This is a genomic window from Nostoc sp. (genome assembly GCF_036916985.1).
In the GTDB taxonomy this organism is placed as follows: Bacteria; Cyanobacteriota; Cyanobacteriia; order Cyanobacteriales; family Nostocaceae; genus Nostoc.
Map to the genome: position 1 here is coordinate 1 of NZ_JBALFD010000005.1, position 14,791 is coordinate 14,791.

At 46.4% G+C, this 14,791-nt stretch carries 16 protein-coding genes; 6 read left to right on the forward strand and 10 right to left on the reverse strand.

Annotated features, from left to right (window positions below; genetic code table 11):
- Positions 1-825 precede the first annotated feature (825 nt).
- The 6 genes from V7L07_RS00820 to tehA all read left to right on the forward strand — a co-directional run bounded on the left by V7L07_RS00820 (position 826) and on the right by tehA (position 6,798).
- On the forward strand, positions 826-1,296 hold the full coding sequence (locus V7L07_RS00820) for a helix-turn-helix transcriptional regulator (RefSeq protein WP_335054169.1): 471 nt from the start codon (positions 826-828) through the stop codon (positions 1,294-1,296).
- Between the two features lie 42 nt (positions 1,297-1,338).
- A complete protein-coding gene (locus V7L07_RS00825; protein WP_335054171.1) occupies positions 1,339-1,878 on the forward strand; it encodes a general stress protein in 540 nt (179 codons plus the stop codon).
- 188 nt (positions 1,879-2,066) lie between these two features.
- Positions 2,067-3,380 carry an NAD(P)/FAD-dependent oxidoreductase gene (locus tag V7L07_RS00830; RefSeq protein WP_335054173.1) on the forward strand — a complete coding sequence of 438 codons (1,314 nt, stop codon included), beginning with the start codon at positions 2,067-2,069 and terminating at the stop codon, positions 3,378-3,380.
- 149 nt (positions 3,381-3,529) lie between these two features.
- Positions 3,530-4,558, forward strand: coding sequence for a phosphogluconate dehydrogenase (NAD(+)-dependent, decarboxylating) (gene gnd, locus V7L07_RS00835; RefSeq protein ID WP_335054175.1), 1,029 nt, complete (start codon positions 3,530-3,532; stop codon positions 4,556-4,558).
- Between the two features lie 134 nt (positions 4,559-4,692).
- Positions 4,693-5,640, forward strand: a complete 948-nt coding sequence (locus tag V7L07_RS00840) for a class I fructose-bisphosphate aldolase (protein ID WP_335054177.1) — start codon at positions 4,693-4,695, stop codon at positions 5,638-5,640.
- A gap of 180 nt (positions 5,641-5,820) precedes the next feature.
- Positions 5,821-6,798, forward strand: a complete 978-nt coding sequence (tehA, locus tag V7L07_RS00845; RefSeq protein WP_335054179.1) for a dicarboxylate transporter/tellurite-resistance protein TehA — start codon at positions 5,821-5,823, stop codon at positions 6,796-6,798.
- A 53-nt stretch (positions 6,799-6,851) separates the two neighbouring features.
- Here tehA and V7L07_RS00850 read toward each other — a convergent pair whose 3' ends face one another.
- The 10 genes from V7L07_RS00850 to V7L07_RS00895 all read right to left on the reverse strand — a co-directional run bounded on the left by V7L07_RS00850 (position 6,852) and on the right by V7L07_RS00895 (position 14,655).
- Positions 6,852-7,406 (reverse strand): malate dehydrogenase, encoded by a 555-nt coding sequence (locus V7L07_RS00850; RefSeq protein WP_335054198.1) that lies wholly within the window; start codon positions 7,404-7,406, stop codon positions 6,852-6,854.
- Positions 7,407-7,424: 18 nt separating this feature from the next.
- On the reverse strand, positions 7,425-7,820 hold the full coding sequence (locus V7L07_RS00855; protein WP_335054181.1) for a lactate/malate family dehydrogenase: 396 nt from the start codon (positions 7,818-7,820) through the stop codon (positions 7,425-7,427).
- Positions 7,821-7,895: 75 nt separating this feature from the next.
- A complete protein-coding gene (locus V7L07_RS00860) occupies positions 7,896-9,290 on the reverse strand; it encodes a mercuric reductase (RefSeq protein ID WP_335054183.1) in 1,395 nt (464 codons plus the stop codon).
- Between the two features lie 165 nt (positions 9,291-9,455).
- On the reverse strand, positions 9,456-9,821 hold the full coding sequence (locus V7L07_RS00865) for a hypothetical protein (RefSeq protein WP_335054185.1): 366 nt from the start codon (positions 9,819-9,821) through the stop codon (positions 9,456-9,458).
- A 28-nt stretch (positions 9,822-9,849) separates the two neighbouring features.
- Complete coding sequence (locus V7L07_RS00870; protein ID WP_335054186.1) at positions 9,850-10,140, reverse strand: isochorismatase family protein; 291 nt, start codon at positions 10,138-10,140, stop codon at positions 9,850-9,852.
- Between the two features lie 205 nt (positions 10,141-10,345).
- The gene (locus V7L07_RS00875) at positions 10,346-11,074 is read right to left on the reverse strand and encodes a dienelactone hydrolase family protein (RefSeq protein WP_335054188.1); all 729 of its coding nucleotides are present in this window, start codon (positions 11,072-11,074) and stop codon (positions 10,346-10,348) included.
- A gap of 210 nt (positions 11,075-11,284) precedes the next feature.
- Entirely contained in the window at positions 11,285-11,707 is a 423-nt protein-coding gene (locus V7L07_RS00880; RefSeq protein WP_335054190.1) for an MOSC domain-containing protein, read from the reverse strand.
- A 1-nt stretch (position 11,708) separates the two neighbouring features.
- Positions 11,709-11,912: a DUF302 domain-containing protein gene (locus V7L07_RS00885; RefSeq protein WP_335054192.1), complete on the reverse strand. Its 204-nt coding sequence runs from the start codon at positions 11,910-11,912 to the stop codon at positions 11,709-11,711.
- Positions 11,913-12,350: 438 nt separating this feature from the next.
- Positions 12,351-13,346: an alpha/beta hydrolase gene (locus V7L07_RS00890; RefSeq protein WP_335054194.1), complete on the reverse strand. Its 996-nt coding sequence runs from the start codon at positions 13,344-13,346 to the stop codon at positions 12,351-12,353.
- Between the two features lie 166 nt (positions 13,347-13,512).
- Complete coding sequence (locus tag V7L07_RS00895) at positions 13,513-14,655, reverse strand: SidA/IucD/PvdA family monooxygenase (RefSeq protein ID WP_335054196.1); 1,143 nt, start codon at positions 14,653-14,655, stop codon at positions 13,513-13,515.
- Positions 14,656-14,791 lie beyond the last annotated feature (136 nt).

Sequence of the window (14,791 nt, forward strand, 5' to 3'; positions counted from 1 at the left end):
TCAGTGTTTAAAGCTTTGACCCCGGCGACTGTTCGAGTTCTGTCAAAGAGATTGTTGTAGTGACCCATGCTACGAAGCGGTCTTTCTTGACCAAGCTTGGGACGGTCTACTACTATTTCTAAGATACAAGCGATTGTACTATCGGCATCGCAATACTCATACCAAATAAGTTTTCTCCTTGTCCTCTTTTATCAAAGCTTTCAGATTTGATAAAAGAGGGCAAGGAGAAAAACTGTATTGCATAATAGCCGGAAGCGCTGTATGCACGGACGTACCCATCCCCTTTCCACAGGCGTTAAACCCTTGTAAATTGGCTAAGGTATTGAACTTTAGTATGAATTTAGATTCCAACCTTAGTTGGAGCTAACCTTACATTGATATATGGACTGATTCATCAATCATTGTATTGTACAAAAGTTTCAACTTTGAGTGGACGACAAGTTAGAGTTAATTGCATATATTTAATTCAGGCAAATATTGAGAGCAATTTAGTTACAATATTTCAGCTTACTTGACACAAAGAGAGTAAGAAGAGGGTTGTATGCTCAACGCTGATGCTGAACATAGAGTATCAGTGAGCCTTGACCGTGACCTGATATTTTCCAATTCCTGTCTGAATATATCTAAAAAAGTGTACATTGCTCGCATCAATGTTCGCGTTTTGGCAACAGCATGATCGGCTTTACGTCATGTCAGATCAATTGTGTTATTGATTCTTATTCATGGTCTTCTGGTAACAGCATAATTTCTCAGTATTTGAAACAGCTTAGATCATCTACGAATTGAGTCAGTAATCTCAATCAATATTTCGTTGAGGATAATTTTATGACACGTATGCCATTACTATTTGGAGATGATTTTGAGTATTCCGAAGTTCCAACTCAGAGTAACTTTTTTGGAAATTCTCCTATTAATCATGCACTCACTGCTGTCGCCCAAGAGGTCGCTAGATTGCTTCAACACGCAAATCCTGTTCAAGCTGATGGCAGCAACCATGCTGAAACAATTGCAATTCGAGCCATAGAACCGGAATACAGCCAAATCCTTACTATTGAAACGTTGACTGAGCGAGAGTTAGAGATATTGCAACTGATTGTTGACGGGTACAGCAATGATGGAATTGCCCAAAATTTGTACATCAGTACAGGTACGGCGAAAACCCATGTTCGCAATATTTTGAAGAAATTCTGTGCGAGCGATGCCGAAGTCAAGGCTTCTCTACGAGAGGCTACGCCAACGCCAACGCACTCAGGTAGCAATCCAGGCGCTGCGTGCGATCAGGTCTTGTCCACTTAAAAGATAATGCTGTTTAATTCTCACTCATAAGGAGTCAAATCGATGTCATACAAACACGAAACTGTGAAAGTTTTTCCATCCCATGTTGAAGCAGAAGCCGCCGTATTAGAACTGCAAAAAGCGGGCTTCGATATGCAAAAGATTTCGATCATCGGTAAAGACTATCAAACCACTGAACATATCCGTGGCTTTCTCACCTGGAAAGATACGGCTAAAGCTGGAGCCGGAGAAGCAGGTTATTGGGGTAGCTTTTTTGGTGGACTATTTGGCATTCTCACAGGGGTTGGTTTGCTGTTTATTCCAGGAGTCGGCCCTGTGATTGTAGCTGGACACGTTGCCGGAGTGCTGGCAGGTTGGCTCGAAGGTATGGTTGTAGGGGGTGTAGGAGCTGCTGTGGCAGGGGGGCTGGTAGGTGCCCTTGTAGGATTGGGAATTCCCAAAGAGCAAGCCCTGAAGTACGAGACAGAAATCAAAGCTGGTAAGTTCATGGTGATTGTCTCAGGCACAAATGAGGAAATTGATCGAGCGCTACAGATTCTAACTAGGGTAAATCCTAAAGTTGCTGAAGAAGTTGTTGTTTAAATTAACAGCAGCTACACCTTGTAATGTCATATTTTATTTCTGACCTAATCTCTTAATTATGCCGTCTCTAAAACTCTGATCGTTCCAGAGCTTTATCTTGATCACAGGAATCAGTCGTTAGCGTACATTTTGATTCCAATGCTACTTGTGCATGATTGCTTGCTGCTGTTTATCCACCACTTACTAAAATGAATTCTTCTCGCCCTACAGTGATTGTCGGAGCAGGCTTCGTAGGTCTTTTTACAGCGTTGCATCTGCGTCATCAGCAAGACTTGCGGTCGATCATTTTGATTGATCCACAAGAACGGTTTGTCTTCAAGCCAATGTTGTATGAACTTTTGACAAGTGAATTGTCAAAAGATGTCGTTTGTCCGACTTATAAAGAGTTGCTGCAAGGCAGTGATATCAACTTTGTACAGGACAAAGTAGTGGCGAGCAACCTGCAAGAAAAACGTCTTAAGTTAGCTTCTGGCTCAGATTATATCTATGGTCATCTGGTCTTAGCTGTTGGCAGTATTCAGGGTTATTTAGGAACAGAGGGCGCACAAAAAAACGCATTCGCATTTCGGACACAAGAGAATGCGATCGCTCTGGAACGCCAGTTACGAGAATGTTTGCAACGTGCTAGCCAAACGGATGACGAAGCGCAACTGCGATCGCTCCTCACGTTTGCTGTCGTTGGGGCAGGTCCGGCAGGGGTAGAAATGGCAGCAACCCTGGCAGATTTGTTACCCAACTGGTACGCTCAACTCGGCGGCGATATTCGTCAGATTCGCATTGTCTTAATCAATCATGGCAAGACGATTCTCGCAGGCGATGTCAACGCGGGTTTGCAGTCAGAGGCTCTCCATGCTTTCAGAACTCGAACAGTACCTGTTGAGTTGATATTAGGCGTAGGGGTGAAAGCGGTTGCTCAAGACCACCTGGAGTATCAACCTGCCAACAGCACTGAGATAAAAACGCTGTTGACTCAAACCACCATCTGGACAGCCGGGACTGCCGTGAACCCACTCATCCAAAATCTCAAGTCCCAAATTCCCGCAGATCACCTGGATAAACATGGGCTACCGCTTGTCACTTCAACTCTGCAACTGCTTGATTTTCCAGAAGTGTTTGCCGCAGGCGATTGCGCTTCCGTGCAGCCACAACCCTTGCCGGCTCTAGCCCAGGTGGCATATCAGCAAGGTGCGAGCATTGCCCACAATTTGATTGCCCTTGCGAAAGGAGCATCCCCTAGCCCAGCCCATGTGAGTCCTCGGGGTACGCTAATGAAATTGGGTTTAGGAAATGGGGTAGCAAACTTGTTTGACAAAGTGCAGATAACTGGCAAACTTGGCGATCTAATTCGCAGTGCAGCATATTTGGAAATGCTGCCCACCCCACTGCATGACTTTAAGGCAACCACAGAATGGCTCAAGGAAGAAACTTTCCATCGCTATCACAGACCCAAGATGAAGCCAGAAACCAGCGCAAAACAGCCTCTCTCTTCGGTTGAACAATGAGAGTGATCGCTCATCCAGCTGTGTATGCCACTGGATTAGAGTGGACAACCTCCTCACCGCCGCCAAGGGAAAACTCTGTTAATGAACCAGAATCTTATCTCTAATCAGAACCGACTGTATGCAAACGAGAATTACATTGGAGAAAAATTATGCAGATGGGAGTGATTGGTCTGGGACGTATGGGTGCGAACATTGTTCGGCGACTGCTGCAAAACAACCATGAATGTGTGGTGTTCAATCGCACACCTGACAAAGTGAAACTGCTTGCATCAGAAGGGGCAATTGGCACTTACAGCCTGGATGATTTTGTCCAGAAGCTCAATAAACCTCGTGCGATTTGGTTGATGGTGCCAGCTGGAGAACCAACCGAGCAGATGGTGAAGGAACTGGCTGCAAAACTGGATTCCGGCGATATCTTAATTGATGGCGGCAACTCTTACTACATTGACGATATTCGACGGGCAAATGATCTGATGCAAAAGGGCATTCACTACCTAGATGTGGGAACCAGTGGCGGAGTGTGGGGTTTGGAGCGGGGTTATTGCATGATGATTGGTGGATCTGAGATGGCGGTTCAGTATCTCGATCCCATTTTTAAATCATTAGCTCCCGGACGGAGTGATATTCCGCGTACTGTTGGACGGGAAAAGGTGGGCGGTACTGCTGAAGAAGGCTATCTGCACTGCGGATCGAATGGGGCGGGGCATTTTGTCAAGATGGTGCATAATGGCATCGAATATGGCTTGATGGCAGCCTACGCAGAAGGATTGAATATCTTGCATCATGCCAATGTGGGTAAGCAAAACCGTGTGGCTAATGCTGAAACGACCCCCCTCCGCAATCCTGAACACTATCAGTATGACTTTAATCTGCCTGATATTGCCGAAGTTTGGCGACGGGGCAGTGTAATTGCCTCCTGGCTACTGGATCTAACTGCGATCGCCCTCCTGGAACAACCAGACCTATCAGGCTTTGGGGGGCGCGTGTCTGATTCAGGCGAAGGACGCTGGACGATCGCAGCCGCCATTGACGAAGGCACTCCTGTCCCTGTACTCAGCGCAGCCTTGTATCAACGGTTTAGCTCACGCGGCGAAAATGATTTTGCGGATAAGCTGTTGTCTGCCATGCGTTTCCAGTTTGGCGGACACGTAGAACAACAGGCGGAAATAAAATCATGACGATCGCCACTGCACCTCAGTCTCAAGTTGAAAGCTCGGTTCATCCAGCTGAACCTTTTGCGATCGTCTCAATAGATATGTCGTAAGCCCAAAGGAAAGAAGTTTTACCAAACAATAATTTTAGGAGAAACACAATGACTCATCGAGTAAAAGAAATTCTCAGTTGGTATGGCAGCGACAATCCCGGAACGCTGACTAATTTAGCCCGGTTGCTGAATCATGGCAAACTAGCTGGAACTGGCAAAGTCGTCATGCTGCCTGTGGATCAAGGCTTTGAGCATGGGCCAGCTAGCAGTTTTGCGCCCAATCCACCAGCCTATGATCCTCGCTATCATTTTGAGTTAGCGATCGCAGCAGGATGCAATGCCTATGCCGCACCGTTAGGATTTTTGGAAGCGGGAGCGCGAGAATTTGCAGGTGAAATTCCCCTAATTCTGAAAGCCAATGATCACGATGTGTTACTAGCTGAGTCAGACCCAACACAAGCACTCACTGGCAGCGTGGAGGATGCGCTGAGGTTAGGATGCGTGGGGATCGGCTTCACTATCTATCCAGGTTCAGCCCATCGGTTTGAGATGTATCAGCAGATTCGAGCCTGTGCCGAGATAGCAAAGCGGCATGGATTGGTCGTGATGATTTGGTCTTATGCGCGGGGATCGGGTTTAAGTAAAGTCGGTGAGACAGCGATCGACGTGATTGGCTATGCGGCTCAGATTGCAGCTCAATTGGGCGCTCACATCATCAAAGTGAAACTGCCCAACGAACACGTTGAACAGGATGCAGCCCGCAAGGTGTATGAGCAAGAGCAAATTCCGATCGCAACATTATCTGAACGAGTGCATCATGTGGTGCAATGTGCTTTTAACGGACGGCGGATTGTGATTTTTTCGGGTGGGCCGATCGACAGTGATGATGCTTTCCTCAATGAAGTTCGTGCCATTCATGCCGGACATGGATTTGGTTCAATTATCGGACGCAATTCTTTCCAGCGTTCCAAGCCAGATGCACTGCAATTGCTCAACACAATTATGGATATTTACAGTGAACAGTCTCAGACCATTCGCACTCCTGCACTGACCTAATTTGTCTATCAAGACTGTTTTGATGAGTTTGCAATCGAAATCGATCAAAACAGCCTAAAAATTGGGTTTGTTGTCTCTATTACGAACCGACTCCTCACCTTGAAGCAATCTTTCCCACCCTAATATGCCTGACTTTTTTCATCGCTTGCATCTCTCTACTGCTGCCAGGAAAGCTAGATCATGAGAAAATCACGTCCAAAGCCTACTTTATTGAAAGATTATCGTGCCATCATTCCTGCTTCCTTTTTTGGCATGATTCTGGGTTTGGCAGGATTAGGTAGTTGCTGGCGAGTAGCTGCTAAACTTTGGCACTTGCCTACCTGGATTAGCGAAGCAATTATGTTGCTGACAATTGCAATCTGGCTCGTATTGTTGCTGCTTTATGTGGGTAAATGGCTGTGGGCGAGAGCAGATGCCTTAGCTGAATTTGAGCATCCTGTTTTGTGTTGCTTTATCGGGTTAGTGCCTGTGTCTACGATGTTTGTGGCGCTAGCGATCGCACCCTACTCTCGTGCGATCGCTATCACATTATTTGTTGTCGGTGCAATTGGTCAGTTAAGCTTTGGCGTGTATCGTTCCGGTCAGCTATGGATGGGAGGACGTAAGCCAGAAATAATCACACCCATTCTCTACCTCTCTACAGTCGCGGGTAGTTTTGTCAGTACGATCGTTGCTAGTACCCTCGGTTATCGAGAATGGGGCCCGTTGTTTTTTGGAGGAGGGCTGTTTTCGTGGCTAGCACTGGAGTCGATGATTATGCAGCGCCTCTACTTGTTAGAAGCGTTGCCTAAACCACTACGTCCAACGCTGGGCATTCAACTTGCCCCCCCTGTCGTTGGCTGTGTTGCTTATTTGAGTATCACCAGTGGTCAGCCTGATGCCTTTGCCCAGTTTCTCTTCGGTTATGGACTGTTGCAAGCGCTGATTCTACTACGATTGCTACCGTGGTTATTTCAACAACCCTTTACAGCTTCCTACTGGGCATTCACCCTCGGCATTGCTGCCTTGTCGCTGGCATCCTTGCGCCTTGTTGAACGCGGCATGACTGGAGTGATGCAAGAATTGGCACTACTACTATTCATTGGCGCAAATATTGCGATCGGCAGTATTGCTCTAGGAACAGTGCGGCTCTTGCTGCGGGGCAAATTACTAAGCTAACGATCATTCATTTTTCCAGAACATATTGGGAGTAGAACTTATGGCATTTGATTTTAATTATGCAAAGAATTATGGGCTTCATTGAGTTTATTGGCTGATTCTTCTAATAAGCGTTGTTCATGAGCATTTCTTGATAACAGCAGTTGGCGCTGAATACCTGTTGAGCCAATAATACATGGAAGTCCAAAAACAACTTCACTGCCAACTCCATAGTTAGAATCTGCTCTGGTCGATACTGGAAATATCTGCTTTTCATCTCGCAGGATGGTATCAACTAACTGACAAACTACTGTTGATATACCATAGCTTGTATTTCCTTTGCATTCAAAAATGTTATAGCCTCGTTTACGAGTTAACTGTGCATACTCTTGCTGAATTTGTTCTAGCGTTGCTCCTTGTGGTATGGGAAATTCAGTTAACAAAATTCCCCCAATAAATGCACTAGACCAAACGACAAATTCACTGTCTCCATGCTCTCCAATCACATAAGCATGAACGTCTTGTTTTGCAACACTCAGTCGCTTTCCAAGTTGATATCTCAGTCTAGCAGTATCAAGAACAGTTCCCGAACCGAAAATTAGGTTTTCTGCTCTAGTGGAAGTAGCGATGTCTACGACGGGCTACGCCTACGCAATCCGCGTGAGTACATCCACTGGATTACTAACTATAAGTACGATTGAATTCGGTGCAACTCGATCCAATTCTTTCATTGTCAAACGTATAATCTCTGCATTGTCACTCAATGTATCTAATCGCGTCTGTCCAAGTTTCGGCTGCACCCCAGCAGTCACAATAATGATATCTGAATCAGCTAAGTCTTCATACTGATTTGATGGTATGATTTCCATTTCTTTAAGTAGAGGAATGCTGTCTTCAATGTCCCAGACTTCTCCTTCAGCTTTTGATAAGGTTCGGTCAAAAAGGACAACCCTTACACATCTACCGAGTAGAACTAAAGCATTTGCAACATCGGCACCTACATTACCTGCACCAATAATACCGACTTGAGATGTTTTACTCATGATGCTATATCTACTTTTTTCAAGAGATAAATGTCGTTTGTTTGGTAAATCCTTGGGTCTGCAATTGCTGTCTCCTCACAATTTGGAAAACAATATATTTAATCCTTCGGTCATCGTGGGATGAGTCAAAATACCATCGCGTAGAACGGTGTACAGCATCTGAGCTTGCATCACCATTTGCACTGTTGAAATCACTTCACCTGCTTCATGACACAACAGGGAACACCCTAAAATACGACCTGTATCTGCATCCACGATCGCCTTCAGAAGTCCATCGGTTTGACCAAGCGTTCTTGCTCTAGGAACGATTGACGCATCGATTTTCGCCACGCGGATAGCATATCCTTGTTGCTGTGCTTCAGTTTCAGTCAAACCCACATGAGCCAGTTCTGGATCGATGAACAAACAGGATGGCACTAAGCGATCGCCTGTACTACGGTTGCCCCCATCAATTAAATTAGCTTTGATAATGCGATAATCATCGAGTGATATATGAGTGTATTGCTGGCCGCCATTGATATCACCTAACGCCCAAATTCCGGGTACGTTCGTCTCCAGGCGATCATTGACTTGAATAAATCCGCGTGTATCGCTTGCCACACCAGCAGCAGCTAAATTTAAGCTCTCGGTATTGGGCGCACGACCAACGGCGACGAGCAAATGCGACCCTTGGAGGGTGATTTCACGATCGCCAACTTGAATTTGCAGGATGGTTTCATTATCAGTGCGATCCACCCTCAACACCTTCGCCTTTAGCAAGAATTCAATACCATCTTGTTCTAGCAGTGTTTGAACTGCGATCGCTATATCTGGATCTTGCTGTGACAGGATTTGCTCACTTTGCCCAATGACAGTAACAAAAGAGCCAAAGCGCCGAAACATCTGGGCAAACTCTAAACCAATATAGCCACTACCGAGAACGATCAGGTGTTCAGGTAGCTGTTCTAGCTCCATAATCGACTCACTGGTTAAAAACTCAACTTCTGTGAGTCCGGGAATGGATGGAATTAACGGTCGTGTGCCTGTATTAATAAATAAGCGTTCGGCAGTAAGTAAGCGATTGTTCCCCTCAGTCGTCGTTACTTCAATTGTTTGGGGAGCAACAAACCTTGCTTCGCCAATGATCAAGTTCTTATCCAAAGCCGTTTCTAAATTGTGCAAGTTCATTTCACGCATCCCTTGCACAACCGCTCGTTTTCGTTGGATCACCTCTGCTAAATTAACAGTGGGTGTATTGGTTTTAACCCCATAAGCGGCACTGTTTCGCACTGTGTTTGCTACATTGGCACTCGTCACCATAGTTTTAGTAGGAATGCAGGCGATATTGATGCACCCGCCACCAATCATATTTAAACTGCGTTCAACCAGAGTGGTTTTACGTCCGTCAGCAACTAACGCTGGTGCTAGTGTTTTACCTGCTTTGCCGCCGCCGATAATAATGTCGTCATAGTGTTGAGTGTCCACTTCCATATCCTTTGGGTTTGATCAGGTGAATACAATTTCTAGAAGGTGTTATTAATTTCAGAAAAAACTGGCTGACTAAAAGGGTTTTAGCGATAACGTATTTGGCGAGCGTAACTCAAGATGCTTGCCCTAGCTGGGTTTCCAAAAAGTGCATAACACCCGCTAAAAGATTCAACTTTTTATACAAGCTTGCTTCATCACAATACGGTTGTTTTTATACACCTCTAAAGTTCCAGCCTGCGGATTATCTAACGTGCCATCCCACACCGAATATTCATAATTTCTATTCCGAAACTTATACACTCGAACACCTTCTGTCGCTTGGCTAGTTCCTTTGCCCAAACTTAAATTACCGTTGGGACTGGTTGCGCGATAGAGTAGTTCACCGGAATTATAATTCTGCCAAATATTGATTTCGTACCGACCCTGGCATTTTGTACTCAGGATGAGGCCAGCAGTAGAATCAGCAGAAGCTCTTAAGGAAAAATTAGCTAAGATACTGATTGGCAGAGCAAGAAGTAACGCGGATGTTTTCATGAGTTTTGTAAAATTGATGAGTTTGACATTACTGCATTGCTGCTACAACTTTATCTGTAGAAAGGACTGCATTGGCGATATAGCCAAAGTTGATCAGTGCTGCCTTATAGCCGTCACCCAGTTGCGGATGCTGAGGGGCTGCTGTTGCATCTTTGACAACAAGAACCTCAAATCCCTGTTCGAGCAATTCGCGTAGGTGAGCTTCAACACAAAGATTTGCCAACATTCCGAGTAAAATGACTTTGCTGATGTTGCGTTTACGTAGTTGCAAAACGAGGTCGTTAGTTTGCGGCCCATAGACTTTGTGGGGACTGGCCACAATCGTCTTGCCATCCTCAATGAACGACTACTGCGGTGTCATTCTTGTTGATATTCATGGTTTTCTCCTTGCTTGTTGATTTTCACCGTTCTCTTTCTTAAAAACCATCTGCGATATGCAGCGACGCAGACTCGCTAACGCGACGCTATCAGTGGTGGATTCAAGCCCCGACTGATTGCAATTTTTAATTAATAATTTTTAATTTTTAATTGGAGCAAAGCGACTTGACACCACTGCCTAAATGCTGTTTCAAAAACGCCAATGTGCGATCGCGCGCTAATTCTGCGGCTTCTTGGCGATAAGCGGAACTACCCACGCGATTAAACCCATGACTCACTCCTTCATAGCGATAGATTGTTACCAGGGGGTTGTCTTTCATTCCTTGCTGAATGGACGCTTGAGCAGTTGGTGAAACAAACTCGTCATTTTCACCCAGATGTAATATCAGCGGTTTCTGAATCTTTGTCGCCTCTGCTAAATTCTTGTCAATGTCAACACCATAGTAACTAACATTGGCATCTGAATCAGTACGTGTTGCCATGAAATATGCCAGTTTGCCGCCCAAACAAAAGCCCACGCTGCCGACCTTGCCTGTGCTGCTCGGATACTGTCGCAGAAAAGATAGACTTGCCTTTAGGTCTTCTACGCCGCTATTCACATCAAATGCTTGGAGTAACTCAAAACCTTTAGTCCACTGATCCTTATCGTCAGCATCAAGTTGCACACCGGGTTCCAGCCGCCAATATAAATCTGGTACAAGCACCAAATAGCCGGATTTAGCATAATCATCGGCAATTTGACGCATATTAGTATTGACCCCAAGAATTTCTTGAATCAGCACAATCCCTGCATCAGGCTGAGTACTGGGTGTTGCTAGATAGGCGCTAAAACTCCCCCCAGACAAAGCTGGAATGGTTACATTTTGAGTTGTCATGGTGTCCTTTTTAACGATTTGCTATTTAGACTTTGACCAAATTAAACAATGTTGCTGAATGGAATGGCATTAAGAAAAGCCCAAAGATTTATGGAGGCTGGGGGCGTATTCTGAATGGGCTGCTGCCTCTCGTCAAAAAAGTGGAAGCAAAGCCTCAGAGAATGCTTTTCCAGCCTGGAGGCTTGTTCCAGTTGGGGCAAGAGCTGTATCTTAACTTAGTGCAATTCGCTCCTGAAAGTAATCGCGCCAGCTTTCGCGTAAGACTTCAAGTTGAGCAGCTTGGTGAAGTAACTCTGGATTGTTCTGCTCACGAGTATAAAGCTGAGTGATATTAGCAACAGTAATATTGTTGCTATCCCGGCTCACCAACTCTAAAGTGTCTCCGGCTCCGACTTCGCCCTCTTGCAAAACACGAAAGTAAAATCCGGTTCGACGACTTGCAAGAAATCGTTTAATGATATCAGGTCGTCCAAACCGAATCCCCAGTTTGTAACAGGGTAAGCGAGGTTGTGTGACCATCAGTTTTACAGTGCCGATATGAAAGCGATCGCCAATGTTCACTTCCTCTTCTCTGAGTCCAGTGGTCGTAAAATTTTCACCAAAGATGCCTAGAGGCATTTCTATATCAGGCAATTCACCTCGCCAGTAATCGTAATGCTCGAACGGATAGACATAGACTGAGGGGAGTTCCGGCTTTCGGGTTGCCAAACAGCAACAATTGCGTCGGAGGTAGGCTAAGTCCGGCTTTTTCGGCTTCAGCCTGTTGATCGATGCGGGCAAAAATGGTGATGCCTTTTGCTTGAAGGATGGCTGCAAAGCGATCAATAGTTTCGGTCACTGCATACGGGCTGATCTGGCTGATGATACCGTTGTTTGCATTCATAGCACTGGACTCCTTGCAGGATAGAAAACTGTGTAATATGGTCGTTGCTTTGGCTTCTCAAAGATTGAGGTCGGACAATCTGGGATGATCGCCAGGACGACGACCTAGTATCCAGTGATATTTGCGATCGCTGATAAGCCGAAAGTCTTGTTTTACCTGGTTCACAGTCTGTAGGCTGGGAATGTATTTCGAGAGGCTCTGCCTCTGATCAACCCTTTGGAGGCGGAGGCTCTCAGAATTAGTTCCCACTCTAGAGGCTAGGAACTAGTCACGGCGAGGGCTGTGTCTTAACTTAGTGCCATTCTGCTTTCCCCTTTTCCCCTACGCTAACTCAGTAAGCAGCAAAGCGATGGAGGAGCGTCTTTTCCTTTCCCCAAAAACATCGATCGCATCCTATTGCAGATGTTTCTTCAATTCAGCAGCAGCTTGAACAAACAGAGAGCGGACTTGTGGCAGTTCGGCTAAACCATTGAGCAGTCCAAAGTCATGAATCATGCCGTTGTACTGCACCGTTGTCACCTCTACCCCAGCTTCATCGAGCTTGCGTCCGTAGGCTGTGCCTTCGTCATGCAAAATATCGCTCTCTGCAACCACAATTAATGCTGGAGGCAAGCCTTTGAGTTGTTCAACCGTCGCTTGTAAGGGAGATGCGTAGATGTCTTTGCGCTTTTCTGGGTCAGGGATGTACAGGTCATACATCCACTTCATCGTGGGTACGGTTAGGTACCGTTTGTCGCCGAATTGATGATAAGAATTCGTTTCAAAATCGGCATCGACGATTGGCCACATCATGATGTGTAACTTGATGTGTGGCCCTCCGTTTTCTTTCGCCTTCAAAGCCGTGACTGCTGTCATATTTCCGCCGACACTATTGCCGACCACTGCCAGATTCTTGCCATCCACCCCAATCTCCTCACCATGCTCGGCAACCCATTTGGTTGCAGCATAAATCTCATTGATCGCCTGTGGGTACTGAGCATCTGGCGTGCGCGTGTAGTTGACAAAGACCCCTGCAAACCCTGAAAGCACAACCAGATCGCGAACCATGCGCTTGTGTGTTGGATAATCACCCAGTATCCAACCCCCACCATGAATAAAGATGAAAACAGGCAATGTGCCTTTGACTCCTTCCGGTCGCACGATGTTGAGCGTAATCGAATAACCGTCAGCAGTAATTGTCTTCTCAGACTCTTCAATACCTGAAAGGTCTACTGGAACGGAAGCCTGTGCATCCACGAGAACTTGACGCGCTTCGAGTGGAGGTAATGTCTCTAGAGGCACACCTCCTGAGTTCAGCACTTTCAAAAATTCCTTCACCCCACTGGAAAGGCGTGGATCATCTGCAACTTCCAAAATTTTTGCTGCTGACGAGTTTGTTTGAGCAAGCATGACATTCTCCTTTGATAATTAGTAAACAATCTGTTGAAATGACACTGTTAAGTGAATTGGTTTAACAGTGATACTTGATTCAGCAGCGATCGTGAAACGGCGATCGCTTTCTACTGGCATCGTTTCCCAGCCGGAATTATTTGTTACTGGTGAAAAGGTTGTCGGCCTAGCGGGTCGCTGCCTCGATCGGTTGTTTCCACACCGCAGCAGCATAGAGCGAGTCCTCAAAATCGGGGGCAATATCACCTGTAATACGTGCTTCATGATGCGCCCAGTCCTTAAAGAACAAGTCGTGACTGATGCGCGATACTATTGCAGGTACGTCGCGGCGGATGCTATGGATGTCACCAACCGGCAATCCGAAGCTGACCAAACCAGCAGGATTAAATACGTGAATGTCTTTCAGATAAGGGGCAGTGCCAGGTACTTTTTCTTGGTATTCGTGGGCGCTACCGAGGTAAGGATGTGCCCCCAAACCGTCGTCGCGCAGGTCTTCTGGTGGCTGGTAGCAATCGCACCAGAGGGCAATATGCTGGGCAAAGTCGGCTAGTTCGGGACGCTTTGTTGGGTCAACGAAGTAACCAGTGCCAGCGATCGCAAAATCAAACTCGAAAACATCATCGTTCACCTCGATGGCAATGCGATCACCCAGTTTCCGTGCCGATTTCCAAGGTGCAGATAGATGGATGTGAAAGTTCGGGAAAGCGATCGCTCGCTTAATCGAGTTCGGAGGTGGCGCAGTGCCTGCTTGACGAAAGTGCCAAGCCTGGAACCAGCGGGCTGCATCGGGTAGTTGGGGATAGTTGTCGTAAGCACCAGGATAATCCCGTACCCGAAGGACTGACAGAGATGCGATCGCTGATCGGCGTACAAATAGATGTACTGCCTTAGCTCCCGATTCCAGCGCCACTGCTGCTGCATCAAAAGCTGAAGCCGCCGCACCCAGCACCGCCACAGTCTTACCGCGCAGTGCTTCAAAATCGATGGCATCGGCGGTATGTGCGTACAACGTGCGGGGTAAGTCAGCCAGTATTGGAGGTATGTACGGACCACCCGTGCCAGCCACGCCATTGGCGAAGATAATTTTGCGCGTAGTCTCTATCTGCGGGACACCGTTTACCTCAAGGTGTAGGCGGAAGAAACCTGCGACTGGTTCAATCCGCACCAACTTCGTCTGGTAACGAACCTGGATACCGAGGAAGTGCCGATACCAACTGAGGTACTCAGCCCAAGCTACTCGCTCAATGCGATCGATCTTTGCGTAGGCTGCCGCACCGTGCCGCGCTTCGTACCAGGCTTGAAAGGACAATTCTGGGATGCCTAGTTCTGGCCCAGGCAGATGTTTCGGTGTGCCCCTAGCTATCTAATTGGTATACAAAGCAGGTAAGCTGAGGAAAGCACCTAGCAGCAGTAAAAAATTAGTGATAGTAAAGTTGCCTCGCCAT

What these genes read in the sequence shown, in the direction of transcription:
- V7L07_RS00830 (WP_335054173.1), top strand. Translation starts at nt 2,067, where the DNA reads ATGAATTCTTCTCGCCCTACAGTGATTGTCGGAGCAGGCTTCGTAGGT.
- V7L07_RS00825 (WP_335054171.1), top strand. Translation starts at nt 1,339, where the DNA reads ATGTCATACAAACACGAAACTGTGAAAGTTTTTCCATCCCATGTTGAA.
- V7L07_RS00860 (WP_335054183.1), bottom strand. Translation starts at nt 9,290, where the DNA reads ATGGAAGTGGACACTCAACACTATGACGACATTATTATCGGCGGCGGC.
- tehA (WP_335054179.1), top strand. Translation starts at nt 5,821, where the DNA reads ATGAGAAAATCACGTCCAAAGCCTACTTTATTGAAAGATTATCGTGCC.
- V7L07_RS00865 (WP_335054185.1), bottom strand. Translation starts at nt 9,821, where the DNA reads ATGAAAACATCCGCGTTACTTCTTGCTCTGCCAATCAGTATCTTAGCT.
- gnd (WP_335054175.1), top strand. Translation starts at nt 3,530, where the DNA reads ATGCAGATGGGAGTGATTGGTCTGGGACGTATGGGTGCGAACATTGTT.
- V7L07_RS00840 (WP_335054177.1), top strand. Translation starts at nt 4,693, where the DNA reads ATGACTCATCGAGTAAAAGAAATTCTCAGTTGGTATGGCAGCGACAAT.
- V7L07_RS00855 (WP_335054181.1), bottom strand. Translation starts at nt 7,820, where the DNA reads ATGAGTAAAACATCTCAAGTCGGTATTATTGGTGCAGGTAATGTAGGT.
- V7L07_RS00875 (WP_335054188.1), bottom strand. Translation starts at nt 11,074, where the DNA reads ATGACAACTCAAAATGTAACCATTCCAGCTTTGTCTGGGGGGAGTTTT.
- V7L07_RS00820 (WP_335054169.1), top strand. Translation starts at nt 826, where the DNA reads ATGACACGTATGCCATTACTATTTGGAGATGATTTTGAGTATTCCGAA.
- V7L07_RS00890 (WP_335054194.1), bottom strand. Translation starts at nt 13,346, where the DNA reads ATGCTTGCTCAAACAAACTCGTCAGCAGCAAAAATTTTGGAAGTTGCA.